General features: G+C 61.4%; 16 protein-coding genes. 15 read left to right on the top strand and 1 reads right to left on the bottom strand.

Annotation, left to right across the window (positions count from 1 at the left end; translation table 11 throughout):
* The first annotated feature begins 450 nt into the window (after positions 1 to 450).
* The 14 genes from MYY08_RS04780 to MYY08_RS04715 all read left to right on the top strand — a co-directional run bounded on the left by MYY08_RS04780 (position 451) and on the right by MYY08_RS04715 (position 13,158).
* The gene (locus MYY08_RS04780) at positions 451 to 774 is read left to right on the top strand and encodes a Rieske (2Fe-2S) protein (protein WP_038624250.1); all 324 of its coding nucleotides are present in this window, start codon (positions 451 to 453) and stop codon (positions 772 to 774) included.
* Complete coding sequence (locus MYY08_RS04775) at positions 771 to 1,079, top strand: recombinase-like helix-turn-helix domain-containing protein (protein ID WP_190296186.1); 309 nt, start codon at positions 771 to 773, stop codon at positions 1,077 to 1,079. Before MYY08_RS04780 ends, MYY08_RS04775 begins: the two co-directional genes overlap by 4 nt.
* 10 nt (positions 1,080 to 1,089) lie before the next feature.
* The gene (locus tag MYY08_RS04770) at positions 1,090 to 2,112 is read left to right on the top strand and encodes a Rieske 2Fe-2S domain-containing protein (protein ID WP_288013549.1); all 1,023 of its coding nucleotides are present in this window, start codon (positions 1,090 to 1,092) and stop codon (positions 2,110 to 2,112) included.
* Positions 2,112 to 2,861, top strand: coding sequence for an SDR family oxidoreductase (locus tag MYY08_RS04765; protein WP_038624255.1), 750 nt, complete (start codon positions 2,112 to 2,114; stop codon positions 2,859 to 2,861). The genes MYY08_RS04770 and MYY08_RS04765 overlap by 1 nt, the downstream gene beginning before the upstream one ends.
* Positions 2,862 to 2,877: 16 nt before the next feature.
* Positions 2,878 to 3,663 (top strand): IclR family transcriptional regulator, encoded by a 786-nt coding sequence (locus MYY08_RS04760; protein ID WP_190296185.1) that lies wholly within the window; start codon positions 2,878 to 2,880, stop codon positions 3,661 to 3,663.
* An 85-nt stretch (positions 3,664 to 3,748) separates the two neighbouring features.
* A complete protein-coding gene (locus tag MYY08_RS04755; RefSeq protein WP_038624259.1) occupies positions 3,749 to 4,675 on the top strand; it encodes a VOC family protein in 927 nt (308 codons plus the stop codon).
* Positions 4,672 to 5,865 (top strand): NAD(P)/FAD-dependent oxidoreductase, encoded by a 1,194-nt coding sequence (locus MYY08_RS04750; protein ID WP_288013542.1) that lies wholly within the window; start codon positions 4,672 to 4,674, stop codon positions 5,863 to 5,865. The genes MYY08_RS04755 and MYY08_RS04750 overlap by 4 nt, the downstream gene beginning before the upstream one ends.
* A gap of 26 nt (positions 5,866 to 5,891) precedes the next feature.
* Positions 5,892 to 7,148 (top strand): MFS transporter, encoded by a 1,257-nt coding sequence (locus MYY08_RS04745; protein ID WP_288013539.1) that lies wholly within the window; start codon positions 5,892 to 5,894, stop codon positions 7,146 to 7,148.
* Positions 7,149 to 7,158: 10 nt separating this feature from the next.
* Positions 7,159 to 7,683: a cupin domain-containing protein gene (locus tag MYY08_RS04740; RefSeq protein ID WP_038624265.1), complete on the top strand. Its 525-nt coding sequence runs from the start codon at positions 7,159 to 7,161 to the stop codon at positions 7,681 to 7,683.
* A 9-nt stretch (positions 7,684 to 7,692) separates the two neighbouring features.
* Positions 7,693 to 8,463: an alpha/beta fold hydrolase gene (locus MYY08_RS04735; protein WP_038624267.1), complete on the top strand. Its 771-nt coding sequence runs from the start codon at positions 7,693 to 7,695 to the stop codon at positions 8,461 to 8,463.
* Entirely contained in the window at positions 8,447 to 9,241 is a 795-nt protein-coding gene (locus tag MYY08_RS04730; protein ID WP_288013533.1) for an SDR family oxidoreductase, read from the top strand. Before MYY08_RS04735 ends, MYY08_RS04730 begins: the two co-directional genes overlap by 17 nt.
* 9 nt (positions 9,242 to 9,250) lie before the next feature.
* On the top strand, positions 9,251 to 10,021 hold the full coding sequence (locus tag MYY08_RS04725; RefSeq protein ID WP_038624271.1) for an aspartate dehydrogenase: 771 nt from the start codon (positions 9,251 to 9,253) through the stop codon (positions 10,019 to 10,021).
* 11 nt (positions 10,022 to 10,032) lie between these two features.
* Positions 10,033 to 11,502, top strand: a complete 1,470-nt coding sequence (locus MYY08_RS04720) for an aldehyde dehydrogenase (protein ID WP_288013530.1) — start codon at positions 10,033 to 10,035, stop codon at positions 11,500 to 11,502.
* A 15-nt stretch (positions 11,503 to 11,517) separates the two neighbouring features.
* Entirely contained in the window at positions 11,518 to 13,158 is a 1,641-nt protein-coding gene (locus tag MYY08_RS04715; RefSeq protein WP_038624275.1) for a thiamine pyrophosphate-binding protein, read from the top strand.
* 255 nt (positions 13,159 to 13,413) lie between these two features.
* On the opposite strand, the gene loiP is transcribed toward MYY08_RS04715, so the two are convergent.
* Positions 13,414 to 14,172 carry a metalloprotease LoiP gene (gene loiP, locus MYY08_RS04710; protein ID WP_084970482.1) on the bottom strand — a complete coding sequence of 253 codons (759 nt, stop codon included), beginning with the start codon at positions 14,170 to 14,172 and terminating at the stop codon, positions 13,414 to 13,416.
* 292 nt (positions 14,173 to 14,464) lie between these two features.
* On the opposite strand from loiP, the gene tkt reads away from it, so the two are divergent.
* The gene (gene tkt / locus MYY08_RS04705; protein WP_038624279.1) at positions 14,465 to 16,456 is read left to right on the top strand and encodes a transketolase; all 1,992 of its coding nucleotides are present in this window, start codon (positions 14,465 to 14,467) and stop codon (positions 16,454 to 16,456) included.
* The last annotated feature ends 232 nt before the right edge of the window (positions 16,457 to 16,688 follow it).

Here is a 16,688-nt window from a genome sequence, read left to right as displayed (position 1 = left end):
TGTCAAATTACCAAAATAGCCAGAATCCATGTCCACACTAAAAATGTGGAGGGCATTAGCTAAGCGTGCCTCTATTTTTCTTTTTCCCGCTAAATGTATCCATCCCCAATCTCATTTCCTGGTTCCTGTTCTTATCCCATTATTAATAATCACGCAGCTAAAATGGTTCCCCGGTGAAACTCGTTGTTTTTAATATGAAATTTAAAAATAAGTTTCACGGATGAAACGCTAACTTTTCTCGTCTTTTATTTTTACCGCAGAGAAACGATCGCTGCTTTTTTATTTCTCGTTGCTTCTTTTCGTGATCGCTCCCACAGTTGGTTAACTAAAAGTAACTGAATTAACAATTTCGCTACCTTGCCGCTTGACGAAAATCCCACCGCTTTTATATTGGCCGTATTAAATAAGAAACAGTGTTTCATATATGAAACAAAAGCCTGGAGGATCGCAATGAGCTGGATAGGCGTGTGTGACGCAGAACAAGTGCAGGAAGATTTTCCCTACAGCGGCAGGGTGGACGGTAAAGAGATCGGCATTTATCTCGTCGACGGCGAATATTACGCCCTCGAAGATATTTGTCCGCACGCTTACGCGTTGCTGAGCCAGGGATTTGTCGAAGACGGCAAAGTGGAATGTCCGCTGCACGAGGCGGTATTTGATTTAAAAACCGGCCAGTGCCTGCACGGCCCCGGCGGACGCAATCTCCAGCGCTATCCGGTACGTGTCGAAGGCAATCAGATTCAAATCACTTTTATCGAGGAGAGCGTGGCATGAGCGCATCCCTGGAATTCAATCCGGCGCTGCCGGAAAGCCGTCAGTTCACACCGCCAAAAGAGGGCGGCAACGGCACCATCCACAAGCCAGGCGACTATCAAAACCTGATTTGGCAAACCCGCAGCCGCGCGCCGGAAAGCTGGGAGCTGAGCCTGATCGCGCAGCTGGAAACGCTGTTCGAGCAGGGCGTGGAAACGCTGCCGGCGCTGGTGGAGCGCCTGAACGCGGTGAAAATGCATGACCAGCAGGGCGAAGCCTGGAGCGAAGCGAGCTTTCGGGCCTTTTTGCAGGTAAACGGATACTGAGGGGAAGGCGATGACGACGGCAGTTCAAGAGTATCTCGATAAAGGATTGCGCGGTTTATGGTATCCGGTGCTGGCGAGCTGGGAAGTCCAGTCCGCGCCGGTCGGGATCACGCGCCTCGGTGAACAGATTGTGGTGTGGCGCAATCAGGATGGTCAGGTGCAGGCGCTGGAGGATCGTTGTCCGCATCGCGGCGCGCGCCTGTCGATGGGCTGGAACCTCGGCGATCGCATCGCCTGCTGGTATCACGGCGTGGAGGTCGGCGGCAGCGGCGAAGTGAAAAGCGTGCCGGCAGTCGATCGCTGTCCGCTGGTGGGGCAGCAGTGTGTGCGCAGCTATAACGTGCAGGAGGCGCACGGCGCGATTTTCCTCTGGTTCGGCGTTACCGCCGACCAGACGCCCGAGCCGCTGAGCTTTCCGCAGGAGCTGGCGGACAGTGAAAGCTATAGCCACTTTCTTTGCACCGCCGCCTGGAACTGCAACTACCAGTATGCACTGGAAAACGTAATGGACCCGATGCACGGCACCTACCTGCACTCCTCATCGCACTCGATGGCGGAAGGCGATCGCCAGGCGGAAATGGTGCTGCAACCGACTCAGACCGGCTTTACCTTTGAGAAAAAAGGGCAGAGCGGCGTCAACTTCGACTGGGTGGAGTTCGACGCCAGCGGCGCTTACTGGATGCGCCTTTCTATCCCCTATAAAAAACGTTTCGGGCCGGGCGGCCACTTCTGGATCGTCGGCATGGTGGTGCCGGAGGACAATGACCACTGCCGCGTCTTTTTCTGGCGCATCCGCCGCGTGCAGGGCTGGCAGCGCGATATGTGGCGCTTTATCTACCGCAACCGGCTGGAAAAACTGCACTGGGAGGTGCTGGAGCAGGATCGCGTGGTGCTGGAGAATCTTGCGCCGAACGCGCGCGAACATGAGTACCTCTATCAGCACGACGTCGGCCTGTCGCGCCTGCGCCGCATGATGCAGAAGGCGGCGAAAGAACAGCTCGCCCAGCGTGAAGCGCAGCAGGGAGCCGCCTGATGAACGGCCTGCTGCAGGATAAACGCATCGTGATCACCGGCGCGGCGCGCGGACTGGGTTATGCCTTCGCCGCGGCGTGCGCCGAGCAGGGCGCGCAGGTGGTGATGTGCGACATCCTCCAGGGCGAGCTGGCGGAAAGCGCCCAGCGTCTGCGTCAGCAGGGATATCGCGTAGAGGATCATGCTATCGATCTGGCTGACGGCGAGCATATCGAACAGACGTTTCGCGTCATTGGCAAACAGGGCGCGATTGACGGCCTGGTGAACAACGCGGCGCTGGCGACCGGCGTCGGCGGCAAGGATATGTTCGATTATGACCCGACGCTTTGGGATCGGGTAATGACGGTCAATGTCAAAGGCACCTGGCTGGTGACGCGCGCCGCCGTGCCGCTGATGCGTCCCGGTTCCGGCATCGTCAACGTGGCGTCGGACACCGCGCTGTGGGGGGCGCCGCGCCTGATGGCCTACGTCGCCAGCAAAGGCGCCGTCATCGCCATGACGCGATCGATGGCGCGTGAGCTGGGCGAAAAACGCATCCGCATTAACGCCATCGCGCCTGGCCTGACGCGCGTCGAAGCGACGGAGTATGTGCCGGCAGAGCGGCATCAACTGTATGAAAACGGACGGGCGTTGAGCGGCGCGCAGCTGCCGGAAGATGTCACCGGCAGCACGCTGTGGCTGCTGAGCGACCTGTCGCGCTTTGTCACCGGCCAACTCATTCCGGTAAACGGTGGGTTCGTCTTTAACTGAAGGTTGCGGAGGCGGTATGGCGAATCAGCAGGAAATCAAATATCTGGTGCCGGGGCTGGAGCGCGGCTTGCAGCTGCTGCTGGCCTTTGGCGAGCAGCACCGCGAGCTCACCTTCGCCGAGCTGCACCGGCTGGTGGATATGCCGAAAGCGACGGCGTACCGCGTGGTGCAGACGCTGGAACATATGGGCTTTCTGGAGCGCAATCCGCGCACCAGCACCTTTTCGCTCGGCATGAACGTGCTGCGCCTGGGGTTTGAATATATCGCCTCGCTGGATGTGGCGCAGGTCGGCCAGCCGGTGATCGAGCAGCTGCGCGACAGTAGCGAATGCAGCAGCCATCTGGCGATCCGCGATGGCCGCGACATCATCTATATCGCCCGCGTCAGCGCCGCCGGATCGCGCATTAACCAGGTGAGCATCGGCACCCGCCTGCCGGTGCACTGCACCTCGCTGGGCCGCATGCTGCTCACCGACGTGACGCGCGCCGAGTTTGAACAGCTCTTTCCTCATGAAAGGCTGAGCAACACGCCGGATCAGCAGTACGACCGTGAGACGCTTTGGCAGATGGTGCAGCAGGACAGGGCGCGCGGCTATGTGATTGGCGAATCCTTTTTCCGCCACGGTATCTCTTCCATCGTCTATCCGGTGTTTAACCGCAGCGGGCGAGTCGCGGCGGTGGTCAGCATTCTGGTGCCGTCGGGCGAAGTGCCGCAAAGCGACCGCGAGCGGCTGCAAAACGAAGTTCGCAGCGCGGCGGATAAGATCTCTGGTTTTTTAGGTTATCTGTCTAAAGCCAGTTAAATCAATAAGTTAACATCAGGCGCTTTATTGCGTCGGGCAATCTCTACGCCCTAATCCGGGCGACTGAACCGTAAAGAGGCAACCAATGCGTGTAACCGGAATTGAAAAGCTGGAATTTGGCGTCGATAACCTCAGCCACTGCGCCAAATTTATGTGCGACTTTGGCCTGACGCGCGACGCCAGCGGGCAGAAATTCACCACGCTCAGCGGCGCGCGGCTGGAGCTTAACCCGATCGACAGCCCTGACCTGCCGCCCGCGTTCGAGGCGGGCAATACGCTGCGCCGTATGACCTGGGGCGTGGCTGACCGCGCCGCGCTGGAGGCGCTGCGGCCGAAGCTGGCGCAGCAGCCTGGCTTTCGCGAAACGCACGACGTGCTGGAGTGCCGCGATCCCAACGGCATGACGCTGCGCATTCAGGTGACGCAGCAGACAGAAGTCAACCTTAACGTCGAGCCGATTAACCAGTGGGGCGATATGCGCCGGGTCGATACGCCCAGTCCGGTTTACGATCGCGCCGAGCCGATCAACATCGGCCACGTGGTGTTTTTCGTTGAGGAGCTGGCGGCGGTGGAGAGCTTCTACCGCGACGTGCTGGGCTTCGAGGTTTCCGATCGCTACGTTAACCGCGCCGTCTTCCTGCGTACCCAGGCTCGCGGCGGCCATCATAATCTTTTCCTGCTTCAGCTGCCGAACCGTAAAAGAGGACTGAACCATGTCGCCTTTACCGTGCGCGATATTCATGAGGTGATCGGCGGCGGCATTGCGATGAATAAAAATCACTGGAGCACCTTTATCGGGCCGGGCCGTCATCCGGTCTCCTCCGCCTATTTCTGGTACGTCAACAGTCCTGCCGGCGGCGCGTTTGAATACTACACCAACGATGACTACCTGACGGAAAACTGGCGTCCGCGCGAGCTGGAGCACTCCCTGGTCTCCTTCACCGAATGGGCGGTGGAGGGCGGCATCGATCACGACACGCGCCGCCAGCAGAAAAAGCCGGAGGCGGTATGACAACGCGGATAGTGATTATCGGCGGCGGTCAGGCGGGCGGCTGGGCGGCGAAAACCCTGCGCGATGAGGGCTTCCGCGGCGAAATCGCCGTTATCGCCGATGAGCCGTGGGATTTCTACGAGCGCCCGCCGCTGTCGAAAAGCGCGCTGCTGGAAGACGCCGCGCTGCCGCGCCTGTTCAGCGCCGATCTCCAGCAGTCGCTCGATCTGCGCTGGCATCGTCCGCTACGCGCCGAGGCGCTCGATCGCGCCGCGAAAAGCGTGCGGCTGAGCAATGGCGAGCGGGTGGAGTATGACCGGCTACTGATCGCCACCGGCGGTCGGGCCAGGCTGCCGGGCGACGCCTGGCGGCGCCATCCGCAGGTTTATACGCTGCGCCACTGGCAGGATGCGCAGCGGCTGAAGGCGCGGCTGAGGCAGAGCCAGCGGCTGGCGATTGTCGGCGGTGGCTGGATCGGTCTTGAGATCGCCGCGTCGGCGCGACGCTGCGGCGTGGCGGTGAGCCTGTTCGAGCAGCAGCCCGCGCTCTGCATGCGATCCGTCGGCGCGGAAGTCTCGCAGGCGCTGCATCAGCTGCATCAGGAGCAGGGCGTGGCGATCCACTGCGATTGCGGCGCGCTGACGCTGGAAGACGAAGGCGGCAGTCCGGTCATCCAGTGCGGCGGCAGATGCGAGCCGTTCGATGCGGTAGTGGCCGGTATCGGCGTGGATCTGAATCTGGAGCTGGCGCGCGATGCCGGGCTGGCGATCGGGCGCGGCATCGTAGTGGATGCGCAGGGCAGAACGACCGATCCGGCGATCTTCGCCGCCGGCGATGTGGCGCAGCATCCGCGCTATGGCATTTCGCTACAGTCCTGGGCGTTCGCGCAGAACCAGGCGATCGCCACGGCGCGCGCGATGCTGAACGATGAGGCGCCCGGCTACGACGAGATCCCGTGGATTTGGTCCGATCAATATCAGCACAACATCCAGATCCTCGGCCTGCCGCAGCCCGGCGACCGCAGCCTGGTGCGCCGCAGCGCGCAGGGAAACCTTTATTTCTCGCTCGGTCCCGACGGCGTGCTGAATCAGCTGGTGGCCTTTAACGACGCGCGCGCCGTCAAGCTGGCGAAGCGCTGGATCGCCTCCGGCCGCGATCTCTCGCAGACGCCGCTGGACGACCCTGATTTTTCGCTGATGTCGTTGCGCTGAACAAGGCTTAGCCCCCAGGGGGAAAGATGACCACATTAGAGACAAACACCGCGTCCGACGTGACGAGCGGTGAGGGCAGCCTCACGCCTGAAAAACCGATTCGCTGGACCATTCCGCTGGCGCTGCTCGCCTGCGTGCTGCTGGCCTTCTTCGATAAGATCAGCATCGCCGCGCTCTTTTCCGACGCGCATTTTCAGCAGGCGATGGGGATTGATTTCGACACCACGCGCCTCGGCATTCTGATGAGCGCGTTTTTGCTGAGCTACGGCTTTTCTTCGGTGCTGCTCAGCGGGCTGGGCGACCGCATCGCGCCGCTGCGTCTACTGAGCGGCATGATGGTGGCGTGGTGTCTGCTGATGGTGCTGATGGGGTTGACTCATAACTATGCGGTGATGGTGACGCTGCGCATTTTGCTGGGCGTAGCGGAAGGGCCCTTGTTCCCACTGGCGTTCGCCATCGTGCGCCATACCTTCCCGCAGCGACTACAGGCGCGCGCCACCATGCTCTGGCTGCTGGGCACGCCGGTCGGGGCCGCCATCGGTTTTCCGCTGTCGCTGTGGCTGCTGAACACTTTCGGCTGGCAGAGCACCTTTTTCGTCATGGCGCTGCTGACGCTGCCGGTGCTGCTGCTGGTGCGCACCGGGCTGCGCAATATTCATCTGGCGCCCGCCGCCGATCGCACGGCGGTTTCACAGCAGTCGCGCCGGGAAGCGCGGCGCGAGCTGCTGGTCAGCCCGCACTTCTGGATGATCTGCATTTTCAATATCGCTTTCCTGACCTACCTGTGGGGCATCAACGGCTGGCTGCCCGGCTACCTGATTAAAGGCAAAGGCATTCACCTGGAACATGCGGGCTGGCTCTCGTCGATGCCGTTTATCGCCATGCTGATCGGTGAAGTGCTGGGCGCCTGGCTGTCGGACCGCGTTAACAAACGCGCCGCCGCCTGCTTTATCTCAATGGCGGGCGCGGCGCTGGGGCTGGCTGCGGTGATGCAGCTTGCTACCCCTCCGGCGGTTATCGCCGCGATGAGCTTTAGCACTTTTATGTGGGGCACCGGCGCACCGAACATCTTTGCCCTGCTGGCGAAGGCGACCCATCCGCGCGTTAGCGCCACCGCGGGCGGCATTTTCAACGGGCTGGGCAACTTCGCCGGGGCGCTGTCGCCGGCGGTGATGGGGGCGCTAATAGCCTTCACCCAAAGTATGGATTCCGGCCTGATCTTTCTGATCATTATGGCGGCGCTGGGCTGTGTCCTGCTGCTGCCGCTGCTGACACGTTACTGAGGAGTTAATCATGACCGATACAACCCTGAACCCTGGCATCAAACCGGCTCACCTGACGATGGAAGAGTGGGTGGAATCGCGCATCGCGCGCTTTGAAGGACGTAAATATGACTGGAACGCGTTGAAGTTTCAGGCCGATTTCGATCCTAAATACCGTCGCGCCCAGATGCGCTATATCGGCACCGGCGCTACCGGCGTGGCGACCGACGCCAACACCGTGCCGGCGGAGCATTTCACTTTTTCTACCATGGTGCTGCCCGCCAAGTGTGAAGGGCCGCTGCATCTGCATGACGATGTAGAAGAGGTGTTCTTTATGCTCAAAGGCGCCATCACGCTGATGATTCAGGATGGCGACAACTATCTGGAAACCATTCTGCGCGAGCGCGATCTGATTTCGGTGCCGGCGGGCATCTATCGTGGGCTGTTTAACCACGGTGAGGAAGAGGCGCTGATGTGCGTGATGCTTGGCACGCAGAAGCCGCATATTCCGACCTACCCGGAAGATCACCCGCTGGCCAGCGTAAAACGCAGCTAAGGACGCGCAATGAGCGGTTTTCGTGAGCAGGGAAACGGCGCGGCGCTGATGCTGTTGCACGGCATCAGTTCCGGGGCGGCCGCCTGGCATAAACAGATGACGCTGCCGGGCTGCCGTGTGTTGGCCTGGGAGATGCCCGGCTATGGCGACAGCCCGATGCTGACGGTGGAAAAGGCGAATGCGGGCGATTACGCGCAGGCGCTGGCGGCGCTGCTGGATCGGCTGGATGTGGAGCGCGTCACGCTGGTCGGGCATTCGCTCGGCGCGCTTATCGCCGCCGCCTTTGCCGCGCGGTTTCCCAAACGCGTCGCGCGGCTGGCGCTGGTCGATCCGGCGCAGGGCTACGGCGAGGCGGCGCCTTCGATGCGTGAACAGGTATGGCGCAGCCGGGAGCAGCAGATAGCGCTCGGCGGCGAAATCCTGGCGCAGACCAGGGCGGCCAAACTGCTGCGGCCCGACGCGCGACCGGAGGATATCGCCACCGTTGCCGCCGGTATGCGCAGGCTACGCCCTGAAGGTTTTCTCGCAGCGGCCTGGATGCTGGCTCACGACGATATTCACCGCTGGCTTGCGCAATATCGGGGCGGTTTGGAAGTCTGGTGCGGCGAGCAGGACACCATCACGCCGCCTGCGCAGGCGCAGGCGCTGGCGCAACGCTACGGCGCGCCTTACCGCCCGATTCCGCACGCCGGGCACGCCAGCTATCTCGACAACGACGCGCTGTTTAATCAACGGCTGTTACAGCTACTGGAAGGGGTGCGGAATGAATGCACAGATTGAAGGCCGCGTGGCGATTGTTACCGGCGGCTCCTCCGGCATCGGGTTTGAAACGCTGCGCCTGCTGCTGGGCGAAGGCGCGAAAGTGGCTTTCTGCGGACGCGACCCGGACCGACTGGCCAGCGCCCAGGCGGCGCTGCAAAACGACTATCCGCAGGGTGAGATTTTCGCTTACCGCTGCGATGTTCTGCACGAAGAGGAGGTGGCAGCCTTCGCCGCGGCGGTGGAGGCGCGCTTTGGCGGCGCCGATCTGCTGATCAATAACGCCGGGCAGGGCTATGTGGCGCATTTCAATGAGACACCGCGCGGCGCCTGGCTGCATGAGGCAGAGCTAAAGCTCTTCGGCGTAATCAATCCGGTGCAGGCGTTTCTGCCGCTGCTGGAGCGATCCGATATCGGCTCCATCACCTGCGTCAACTCGCTGCTGGCGCTGCAGCCGGAGGAACACATGATCGCCACCTCGGCGGCGCGCGCGGCGCTGCTCAACATGACGCTGACGCTGTCGAAGGAGCTGGTGGGCAAGGGCATCCGCGTGAACTCCATTCTGCTTGGCATGGTGGAGTCGGGGCAGTGGCGACGCCGCTTCGAAAACCGTGCTGATAAACGCCAAAGCTGGGCCGACTGGACGGCGGAAATCGCCCGTCGGCGTGGTATCCCGATGCAGCGCTTAGGAAAACCGCAGGAGCCGGCGCAGGCGCTGCTGTTCCTCGCCTCGCCGCTCGCCTCCTTTACTACCGGCGCGGCGCTCGATGTCTCCGGCGGCTTCTGCCGTCATCTGTAAGGATCGATGATGAAAAAGATCATGTTGATCGGCTATGGCGCGATGGCGCAGGCGGTGATCGAAAGGTTGCCGGAAGGCGTGACGATCGGCTGGATCGTCGCGCGAACGCATCACCACGCGGCGATCCGCACGCGCTTCGGCGATCGGGCGCGGCCGTTGCTGCTGCCGCAGGATTGCGCGGAAACGCCCGATCTGGTGCTGGAGTGCGCCAGCCAGCAGGCGGTGGCGCAGTATGGCGAGGCGGTGCTGCATCGCGGCTGGCACCTGGCGATTATCTCGACCGGCGCGCTGGCGGACAGCGCACTGGAGCAACGGCTGCGGCATGCAGGCGGGCGGCTGACGCTGCTTTCCGGCGCGGTAGCTGGCATTGATGGCCTGGCGGCGGCGAAAGAGGGCGGGCTGGAGCAGGTTGTCTATCGTTCGCGCAAATCGCCCGCCAGCTGGCGCGGCAGCTATGCGGAAACGTTGATCGATCTGAACGCCATCCGCGAAGCGCAAATTTTTTTCGAAGGCAGCGCGCGTGAGGCCGCGCGGCTGTTTCCCGCCAACGCCAATGTGGCGGCGACGATCGCTCTTGGCGGCGTCGGAATGGATGCCACCCGCGTTCAGCTGATGGCCGATCCGGCGACGCAGCGCAATACCCATACGCTGCACGCCAGCGGACTGTTTGGCGAACTGCGCCTTGAACTGAGCGGGCTGCCGCTGGCCGACAACCCGAAAACCTCCACCCTGGCGGCCCTGAGCGCGGTGCGCGCCTGCCGCGAACTGACGCAGCGCTAAAGGAGGCTGAAATGGAAGAACAGAAAATTTTTATCGGCGGTGTATGGCGGCGCGGCGGCGGCTACCGCATGCAGAGCCTGTTTCCGGCGGATGGCTCGGTTAACGCCACGCTGAACGCCGCCAGCCTTGACGACCTGCAAGAGGCGGTCGCCTGCGGCGAACGCGCCTGGCGCGATTCCGCCTGGCGAGAAAGGCTGCCCCATCTGCGCGCGAAGATCCTGCACCGCGTCGCCGATCTGATTGAAGCGCGCCTGGATGAGCTGGCGCAGATGCAGAGCCGCGATAACGGCAAGCCGCTGGCGGAGGCGCGCGGGCTGGTGATGAGTGCCGCCGGCAGCGCGCGCTATTTCGCCGCCGCCGGTGAACTGCTGGAGGGCGAACTGCCGACGCCGCGTCAGCCCGATCTGATCACCTTCAGCCGCTATGAGCCGCTGGGCGTAGTGGCGGCGATCACGCCGTGGAATTCCCCGATCGCCAGCGAAATGCAGAAGGTGGCGCCAGCGATCGCCGCCGGCAACGCGGTGATTTTGAAGCCAGCGGAAGCGACGCCGCTGATGGCGCTGGAGCTGGCGCGCCTGTTTGAGCAGGCGGGGCTGCCTGCCGGACTGCTGAGCGTGCTGCCAGGCAAAGGATCGATTATCGGCGATGCGCTGGCGCGGCATCCGCTGGTGCGCAAAATCTCTTTTACCGGCGGCACCTCGACCGGACGCCACCTGGCGCATGTGGCGGCGGAAAAACTGATTCCCGCCTCGCTGGAGTTGGGCGGCAAATCGCCCACCATCGTGCTGGAAGATGCGGATATCGAGCAGGCGGCGCGTGGCATCTGCTATGGCATCTTCAGCTCAGGCGGCCAGGCATGCATCGCCGGTTCGCGCCTGTTTATTCATCAGCAGGTCTACCCGGCGCTGATGGCACGCCTGCTGGAGCTGACGCGCGGACTGCGCATCGGCCATCCCCTTGCCGCTGATACCCATATCGGCCCCCTGATCAACGCGCAGCATCGCGACAGCGTAATGGCCTACGTTCAGCTGGCGCAGCGGGAGGGCGGCAGCGTGCTGTGCGGCGGCGAAATTCCCGCCGATCCGGCGCTGGCGGCGGGCAGCTATTTTCAGCCGACGATTATCGCCGGGCTGACCAACCGCGCCCGCGTCTGCCAGGAGGAGATCTTCGGGCCGGTGCTGGTGGCGATGCCCTTCAGCGATGAGGCGGATCTGATCCAGCAGGCCAATGACTCCGTTTACGGACTGGCCGCCGGGATCTGGACGCGCGACGCGGGCCGCGCTCTGCGCCTGAGCGAGCGGCTGGAAGTCGGCACGGTCTGGATCAACACCTATAAAGTCTTTTCCATTTCCACCCCGTTTGGGGGCTTTAAAGAGAGCGGGCTGGGCCGCGAAAAAGGCATTCAGGGCCTGAAGGCCTGGATGCAGCAAAAGAGCGTTTATCTGGCGACAGGTAATGGCGTGAACGCCTGGTGCGACTAACAAGAAAGGTGTGCAATGAGCGAAATGATTACCGTGGGCGAGGCGATCGCCAGAACACTTGAGCAGTATCAGGTCGACGCGCTGTACGGCGTGATTTCCATTCATAACCTGCCGATTGCCGACGCCATCGGGCAGCGGGAGAAAATCCGTTTTGTCCCGGCGCGCGGCGAGGCGGGCGCGGTCACCATGGCCGATGCGCACGGCCGCTTTTCCGGCCTGGGCGTAGCGCTGACCAGTACCGGCGCCGGAGCGGGCAACGCGGTGGGCGCGCTGGTCGAGGCGCTGAATGCCGGCACGCCGCTGCTGCATCTTACCGGACAGGTGGAAAAAGCCTGGCTTGATGCCGATACCGGTTTTATTCACGAAACGCGCGATCAGCTGACCTTTCTGAAAGCCGCCTCTAAACGCGCCTGGCGCGTCAGCAGCGCGAATCAGGCGATCGCCATTTTGCATAAGGCGATTCAGGAAGCACAGACGCCGCCCTGCGGTCCGGTCTCGGTCGAGATTCCTGTCGATATCCAGAGCAGCCTGATTCCGCTGGCGCTGGCGACCGCGCCCGTCGCGCCGCTGGCAGGCGCCGCGCCGGAGCCAGAGCGGGTGGAGGCGCTGTGGCGTCAGTTAAAAGAGGCGAAACGGCCGCTGCTGTGGCTGGGCGGCGGCGCGCTGCGTTGCGCTGGGGCGGTGAGAAAGCTGGCGGATGCGGGCGTTACGGTGATCTCCAGCACCCACGGGCGCGGCATTCTGCCCGACGCCCATCCCGCCAGCCTGCGCGCGTTTCACAATTCGCCCTCGGTAGAGGCGGTGCTGACGCAGTGCGATCTCACGCTGGTGGCGGGATCGCGTCTGCGCAGCAACGAAACCCGTTCCTGGACGTTGCCGTTGCCGACGCCGCGCATCCAGATCGATATCGATCCGGCGGCGGCGAGCCGCAATTACCTGATGGACGACACGCTGGTCGGCGACTGCGCCGCGCTGCTGAGCGCGCTGGCGGAAAAGGCGCAGGGGCGCGAATGGGGTGATGCGCGCTGGGATGCGCAGGTGCGATCGGCGGTGGCGCAGGCGGAGCAGGAGTTGCGCGAGCAGTGCGGCGTCTACGCGCAGCTGAACGATGCGATAGATAAGGCGTTGCCATCGGACGGCATCCTGGTGCGCGATATTACCGTTTCAGGCAGCCTGTGGGGCAGCCGCCTGCTGCGCGCCAACGGTCCGCTGATGAATATTCACTCCCTGGCGGGCGCCATCGGCATGGGGCTGCCGATGGCGATCGGCGTCGCCATCGCCAACCCGCAGCGTAAGGTGGTAGGGCTGGTAGGCGACGGCGGATTGAGCCTGAACCTGGGGGAGCTGGCGACGCTGGCGCAGGAAAAAGCCAATGTCACGCTGCTGATTATGAACGACGGCGGCTACGGCGTGATGCGCGGCATCCAGGATAAATATTTCGGCGGAAGACAGTATTACAACCAGCTGCATACGCCCGATTTCACCCTGCTGGCGCAGGCGATCGGCCTTCAGGCGTGGCGGGTGGAGCAGGTTGAGGATTTCCAGGCGGTGATGACGGAAGCGCTGGCCTCTGTCGGCCCGTCGGTGGTTGAGATCAGAATGGATAAAACCGGCGCGCTGCGCTTTGCCGGGCCGCCGCAGAAAACGCTCTATTGATTTGCTTGCGGGCTATTGGTCCCCGTCAGATGATTAGCAAAGCGGTGTCGCGGGTGACATGGCCCGCTCGCAAAGACGCGAAAAACGGCATCCCTGCCAGATCGGCCCGCGCCGTTCATGGCGCGGGACGCTTTGCTCTCTGGTCTATGACGCCCGCTTTTTGAGTTTATCAGCACGCTGACTGGGGAGGCGGGAAGCCTCCCCTTTTTTAAGGCCGTTGGCAGAAAAAAGGAGGAATATCGCCTCCCGATGGGCTTATTTGAGGCCGTCGGCGGCCATGCGTTCGCGGATATGCTGCGCACGCGCTTCCGAAGCCGGGTGATCGTCAAACATCGAGCTCTGATGCGTGCCTTCCAGCTTCGCCAGTTTTTCAAAGCTGGTGACCAGGCCGTTCGGGTTGATGCCGCGTTTTCTCAGCAGATCGTAGGAGTAATCATCCGCCTGCGACTCCTGTGTCTGGGAGAACTGCGCGCTCACCAGTTTCTGTCCCAGTTCGCCCAACTGCGACTGCGACAGGCTGGCGGCGATGCCGCCCATCGACGCGGCGGCGGTGCGCGCGGCGGTCGTGGCATAAGCGACCTGCATCGCCTTACGGGAGTGGCCCAGCGCGACGTGGCCCATCTCATGGCCCAGCACCGCTTCCACTTCGTTATCGCTCATCATATCCATCAGGCCGCTGTAAACGCGGATGCAGCCGTTGGCCATCGCCCAGGCGTTGACGTCTTTGGTAATGTAAACCTTATAGTTGGCTGGCGTGCCGTTGATGTTGTTGCCCAGTGCGGCGGCGATTTTATCCAGGCGTTTCTGGTATTCGCTGCCGGGCTGCGCGATTTGCGCTTCGCTGTCCATCTGCTGGCAGGATTGTTCGCTGAGCGCCTTCACCTGATCGTTGCTTAAGGTGACGGCCTGAAAAGCCTGCGCGCCGGACTGCATTAATGCGGAGCTATCAAGATTCTGACAACCAGAAAGTAACGTGGCGAGAGAGATCGCCACCACACAAGCACGGATTTTCATTCCTTTCTCATCCCTTAACAGTAACAAGCTAATAAAAAAAACAGCGTTCTGAATAAAATGCGCAGGGCGGTTTTATTCAGGAAGACTTTTTTATAACGGTTCTGAGAAATAAAGCCCAGCAGACAACGCTTAAAGCGCAAATTGTCCCTGATATTTTGCAGCCCGCGCCATGTACTTTCACCCCGCTTTTCATGTACATTGTTTGGCGACTTTTCTTTGACTTTGCCTGATAACTCATTAATTACAATAGGTTAAGGAAGGCGAAGCACAATAATCCGACCTGGAGTAAAACATGTCTTCTCGTAAAGAGCTTGCCAACGCTATTCGCGCTTTAAGTATGGACGCTGTGCAGAAAGCGAAATCTGGCCATCCGGGCGCCCCGATGGGTATGGCTGATATTGCCGAAGTGCTGTGGCGCGACTATATGAACCACAATCCGACCAACCCGCTGTGGGCAGATCGCGATCGCTTCGTCCTTTCCAACGGCCACGGCTCGATGCTGATTTACAGCCTGCTGCACCTCACCGGCTACGATCTGCCGATGAGCGAGTTACAGAATTTCCGTCAGCTGCACTCTAAAACGCCAGGTCATCCGGAGTTCGGCTACACCGCTGGCGTGGAAACCACCACCGGTCCGCTGGGCCAGGGCATCGCCAACGCGGTCGGCATGGCGATTGCGGAGCGCACTATGGCCGCGCAGTTCAACCGTCCAGGTCATGAGATTGTCGATCACCATACGTATGTCTTTATGGGCGACGGCTGCATGATGGAAGGCATCTCCCACGAGGTCTGCTCGCTGGCGGGCACGCTGAAGCTGGGCAAGCTGGTGGCGTTTTACGATGACAACGGCATCTCCATCGACGGACACGTAGAAGAGTGGTTCAGCGACGACACCGGCGCCCGTTTCGAAGCGTACGGTTGGCATGTGGTGCGCGGCGTCGATGGCCACGATGCGGAATCGATTAAAAAAGCGATCGAAGAAGCGAAAGCGGTCAGCGACAAACCGTCTCTGCTGATGTGCAAAACTGTTATCGGCTTCGGTTCGCCAAACAAAGCGGGCACCCATGACTCCCACGGCGCGCCGCTGGGCGATGACGAAATCGCGCTGACCCGCAAGCAGCTGGGCTGGGAACACGCGCCGTTCGTTATCCCGCAGGAAATCTACGCCGAGTGGGATGCGAAAGAAGCGGGTCGCGTCAAAGAGGCGGCCTGGCAGGAAAAATTCAACGCTTACGCGGAAGCTTACCCGGCGCTGGCGGCCGAATTCACCCGTCGCATGAGCAACGAACTGCCGGCCAACTGGCAGGAAGCGTCGCAGAAATTCATTGAACAGTTGCAGGCGAACCCGGCGAAAATCGCCAGCCGTAAAGCCTCGCAGAACGCCATCGAAGCCTTTGGCAAGCTGCTGCCGGAATACCTGGGCGGCTCTGCCGACCTGGCGCCGAGCAACCTGACTATGTGGTCCGGCTCGAAAGGCATCAACCAGGATGCGGCGGGCAACTATATCCACTACGGCGTGCGTGAATTCGGCATGACCGCCATCGCCAACGGCATCGCGCTGCACGGCGGCTTCCTGCCTTATACCGCGACCTTCCTGATGTTCGTGGAATATGCGCGCAACGCGGCGCGTATGGCGGCGCTGATGAAGATCCGTCAGGTGATGGTTTATACTCACGACTCTATCGGCCTGGGTGAAGATGGCCCGACGCACCAGCCGGTTGAGCAGCTGGCGAGCCTGCGCGTAACGCCGAACATGAGCACATGGCGTCCATGCGACCAGGTGGAATCCGCCGTGGCGTGGAAATACGCCATTGAGCGTAAAGATGGCCCGACCGCGTTGATTTTCTCCCGTCAGAACCTGGCGCAGCAGCCGCGTAACGCTGAGCAACTGGCAAACATCGCGCGCGGCGCCTACGTACTGAAAGCGTGCGAAGGTCAGCCGCAGCTGATCCTGATCGCTACCGGTTCTGAAGTGGAACTGGCGGTCGCCGCCTGGGATCGTCTGACTTCCGAAGGCTATCGGGTGCGCGTGGTTTCCATGCCGTCTACCGACGCGTTCGACAAGCAGGACGAAGCCTACCGTGAATCGGTGCTGCCGAAAGCGGTCAGCGCGCGCGTCGCTATCGAAGCGGGCATTGCCGACTACTGGTACAAATATACCGGCCTGAACGGCGCGATTATCGGTATGACCAGCTTCGGCGAATCGGCGCCGGCGGAGAAGCTGTTCGAGCTGTTTGGCTTCACCGTGGATAATGTCGTGGCGAAAGCCAAAGCAATTCTGTAAAAAAGAGGTTCGACCGGTGGACGGTCGAACCCGCTTTTCAAATGGCGCAGCTTAAACCCTGCGCCATTATTTTTGACGCGATAATACCGCATTAATTAAATTTCAATTACTGTCCTGCGGCTACTTTTTTAGCGGAGTAAATAAGCGCTACCGCTAATTCCCTGGTGGTTGGAGATTTAACTGACTGCATTAATGCATTCTTTTACCCTGCGATTAATGAATTGGCTAGTTT

Origin of the sequence: Mixta sp., from assembly GCF_024610815.1 — a bacterium.
Lineage (GTDB): Bacteria > Pseudomonadota > Gammaproteobacteria > Enterobacterales > Enterobacteriaceae > Mixta > Mixta calida.
Note: the sequence above shows the minus strand (reverse complement) of the source record. Positions and strands in the feature narration are given on the sequence as shown.

Coding starts and splice junctions, on each gene's coding strand:
- MYY08_RS04780 (WP_038624250.1), top strand. CDS start 451: ATGAGCTGGATAGGCGTGTGTGACGCAGAACAAGTGCAGGAAGATTTT.
- MYY08_RS04775 (WP_190296186.1), top strand. CDS start 771: ATGAGCGCATCCCTGGAATTCAATCCGGCGCTGCCGGAAAGCCGTCAG.
- MYY08_RS04770 (WP_288013549.1), top strand. CDS start 1,090: ATGACGACGGCAGTTCAAGAGTATCTCGATAAAGGATTGCGCGGTTTA.
- MYY08_RS04765 (WP_038624255.1), top strand. CDS start 2,112: ATGAACGGCCTGCTGCAGGATAAACGCATCGTGATCACCGGCGCGGCG.
- MYY08_RS04760 (WP_190296185.1), top strand. CDS start 2,878: ATGGCGAATCAGCAGGAAATCAAATATCTGGTGCCGGGGCTGGAGCGC.
- MYY08_RS04755 (WP_038624259.1), top strand. CDS start 3,749: ATGCGTGTAACCGGAATTGAAAAGCTGGAATTTGGCGTCGATAACCTC.
- MYY08_RS04750 (WP_288013542.1), top strand. CDS start 4,672: ATGACAACGCGGATAGTGATTATCGGCGGCGGTCAGGCGGGCGGCTGG.
- MYY08_RS04745 (WP_288013539.1), top strand. CDS start 5,892: ATGACCACATTAGAGACAAACACCGCGTCCGACGTGACGAGCGGTGAG.
- MYY08_RS04740 (WP_038624265.1), top strand. CDS start 7,159: ATGACCGATACAACCCTGAACCCTGGCATCAAACCGGCTCACCTGACG.
- MYY08_RS04735 (WP_038624267.1), top strand. CDS start 7,693: ATGAGCGGTTTTCGTGAGCAGGGAAACGGCGCGGCGCTGATGCTGTTG.
- MYY08_RS04730 (WP_288013533.1), top strand. CDS start 8,447: ATGAATGCACAGATTGAAGGCCGCGTGGCGATTGTTACCGGCGGCTCC.
- MYY08_RS04725 (WP_038624271.1), top strand. CDS start 9,251: ATGAAAAAGATCATGTTGATCGGCTATGGCGCGATGGCGCAGGCGGTG.
- MYY08_RS04720 (WP_288013530.1), top strand. CDS start 10,033: ATGGAAGAACAGAAAATTTTTATCGGCGGTGTATGGCGGCGCGGCGGC.
- MYY08_RS04715 (WP_038624275.1), top strand. CDS start 11,518: ATGAGCGAAATGATTACCGTGGGCGAGGCGATCGCCAGAACACTTGAG.
- loiP (WP_084970482.1), bottom strand. CDS start 14,172: ATGAAAATCCGTGCTTGTGTGGTGGCGATCTCTCTCGCCACGTTACTT.
- tkt (WP_038624279.1), top strand. CDS start 14,465: ATGTCTTCTCGTAAAGAGCTTGCCAACGCTATTCGCGCTTTAAGTATG.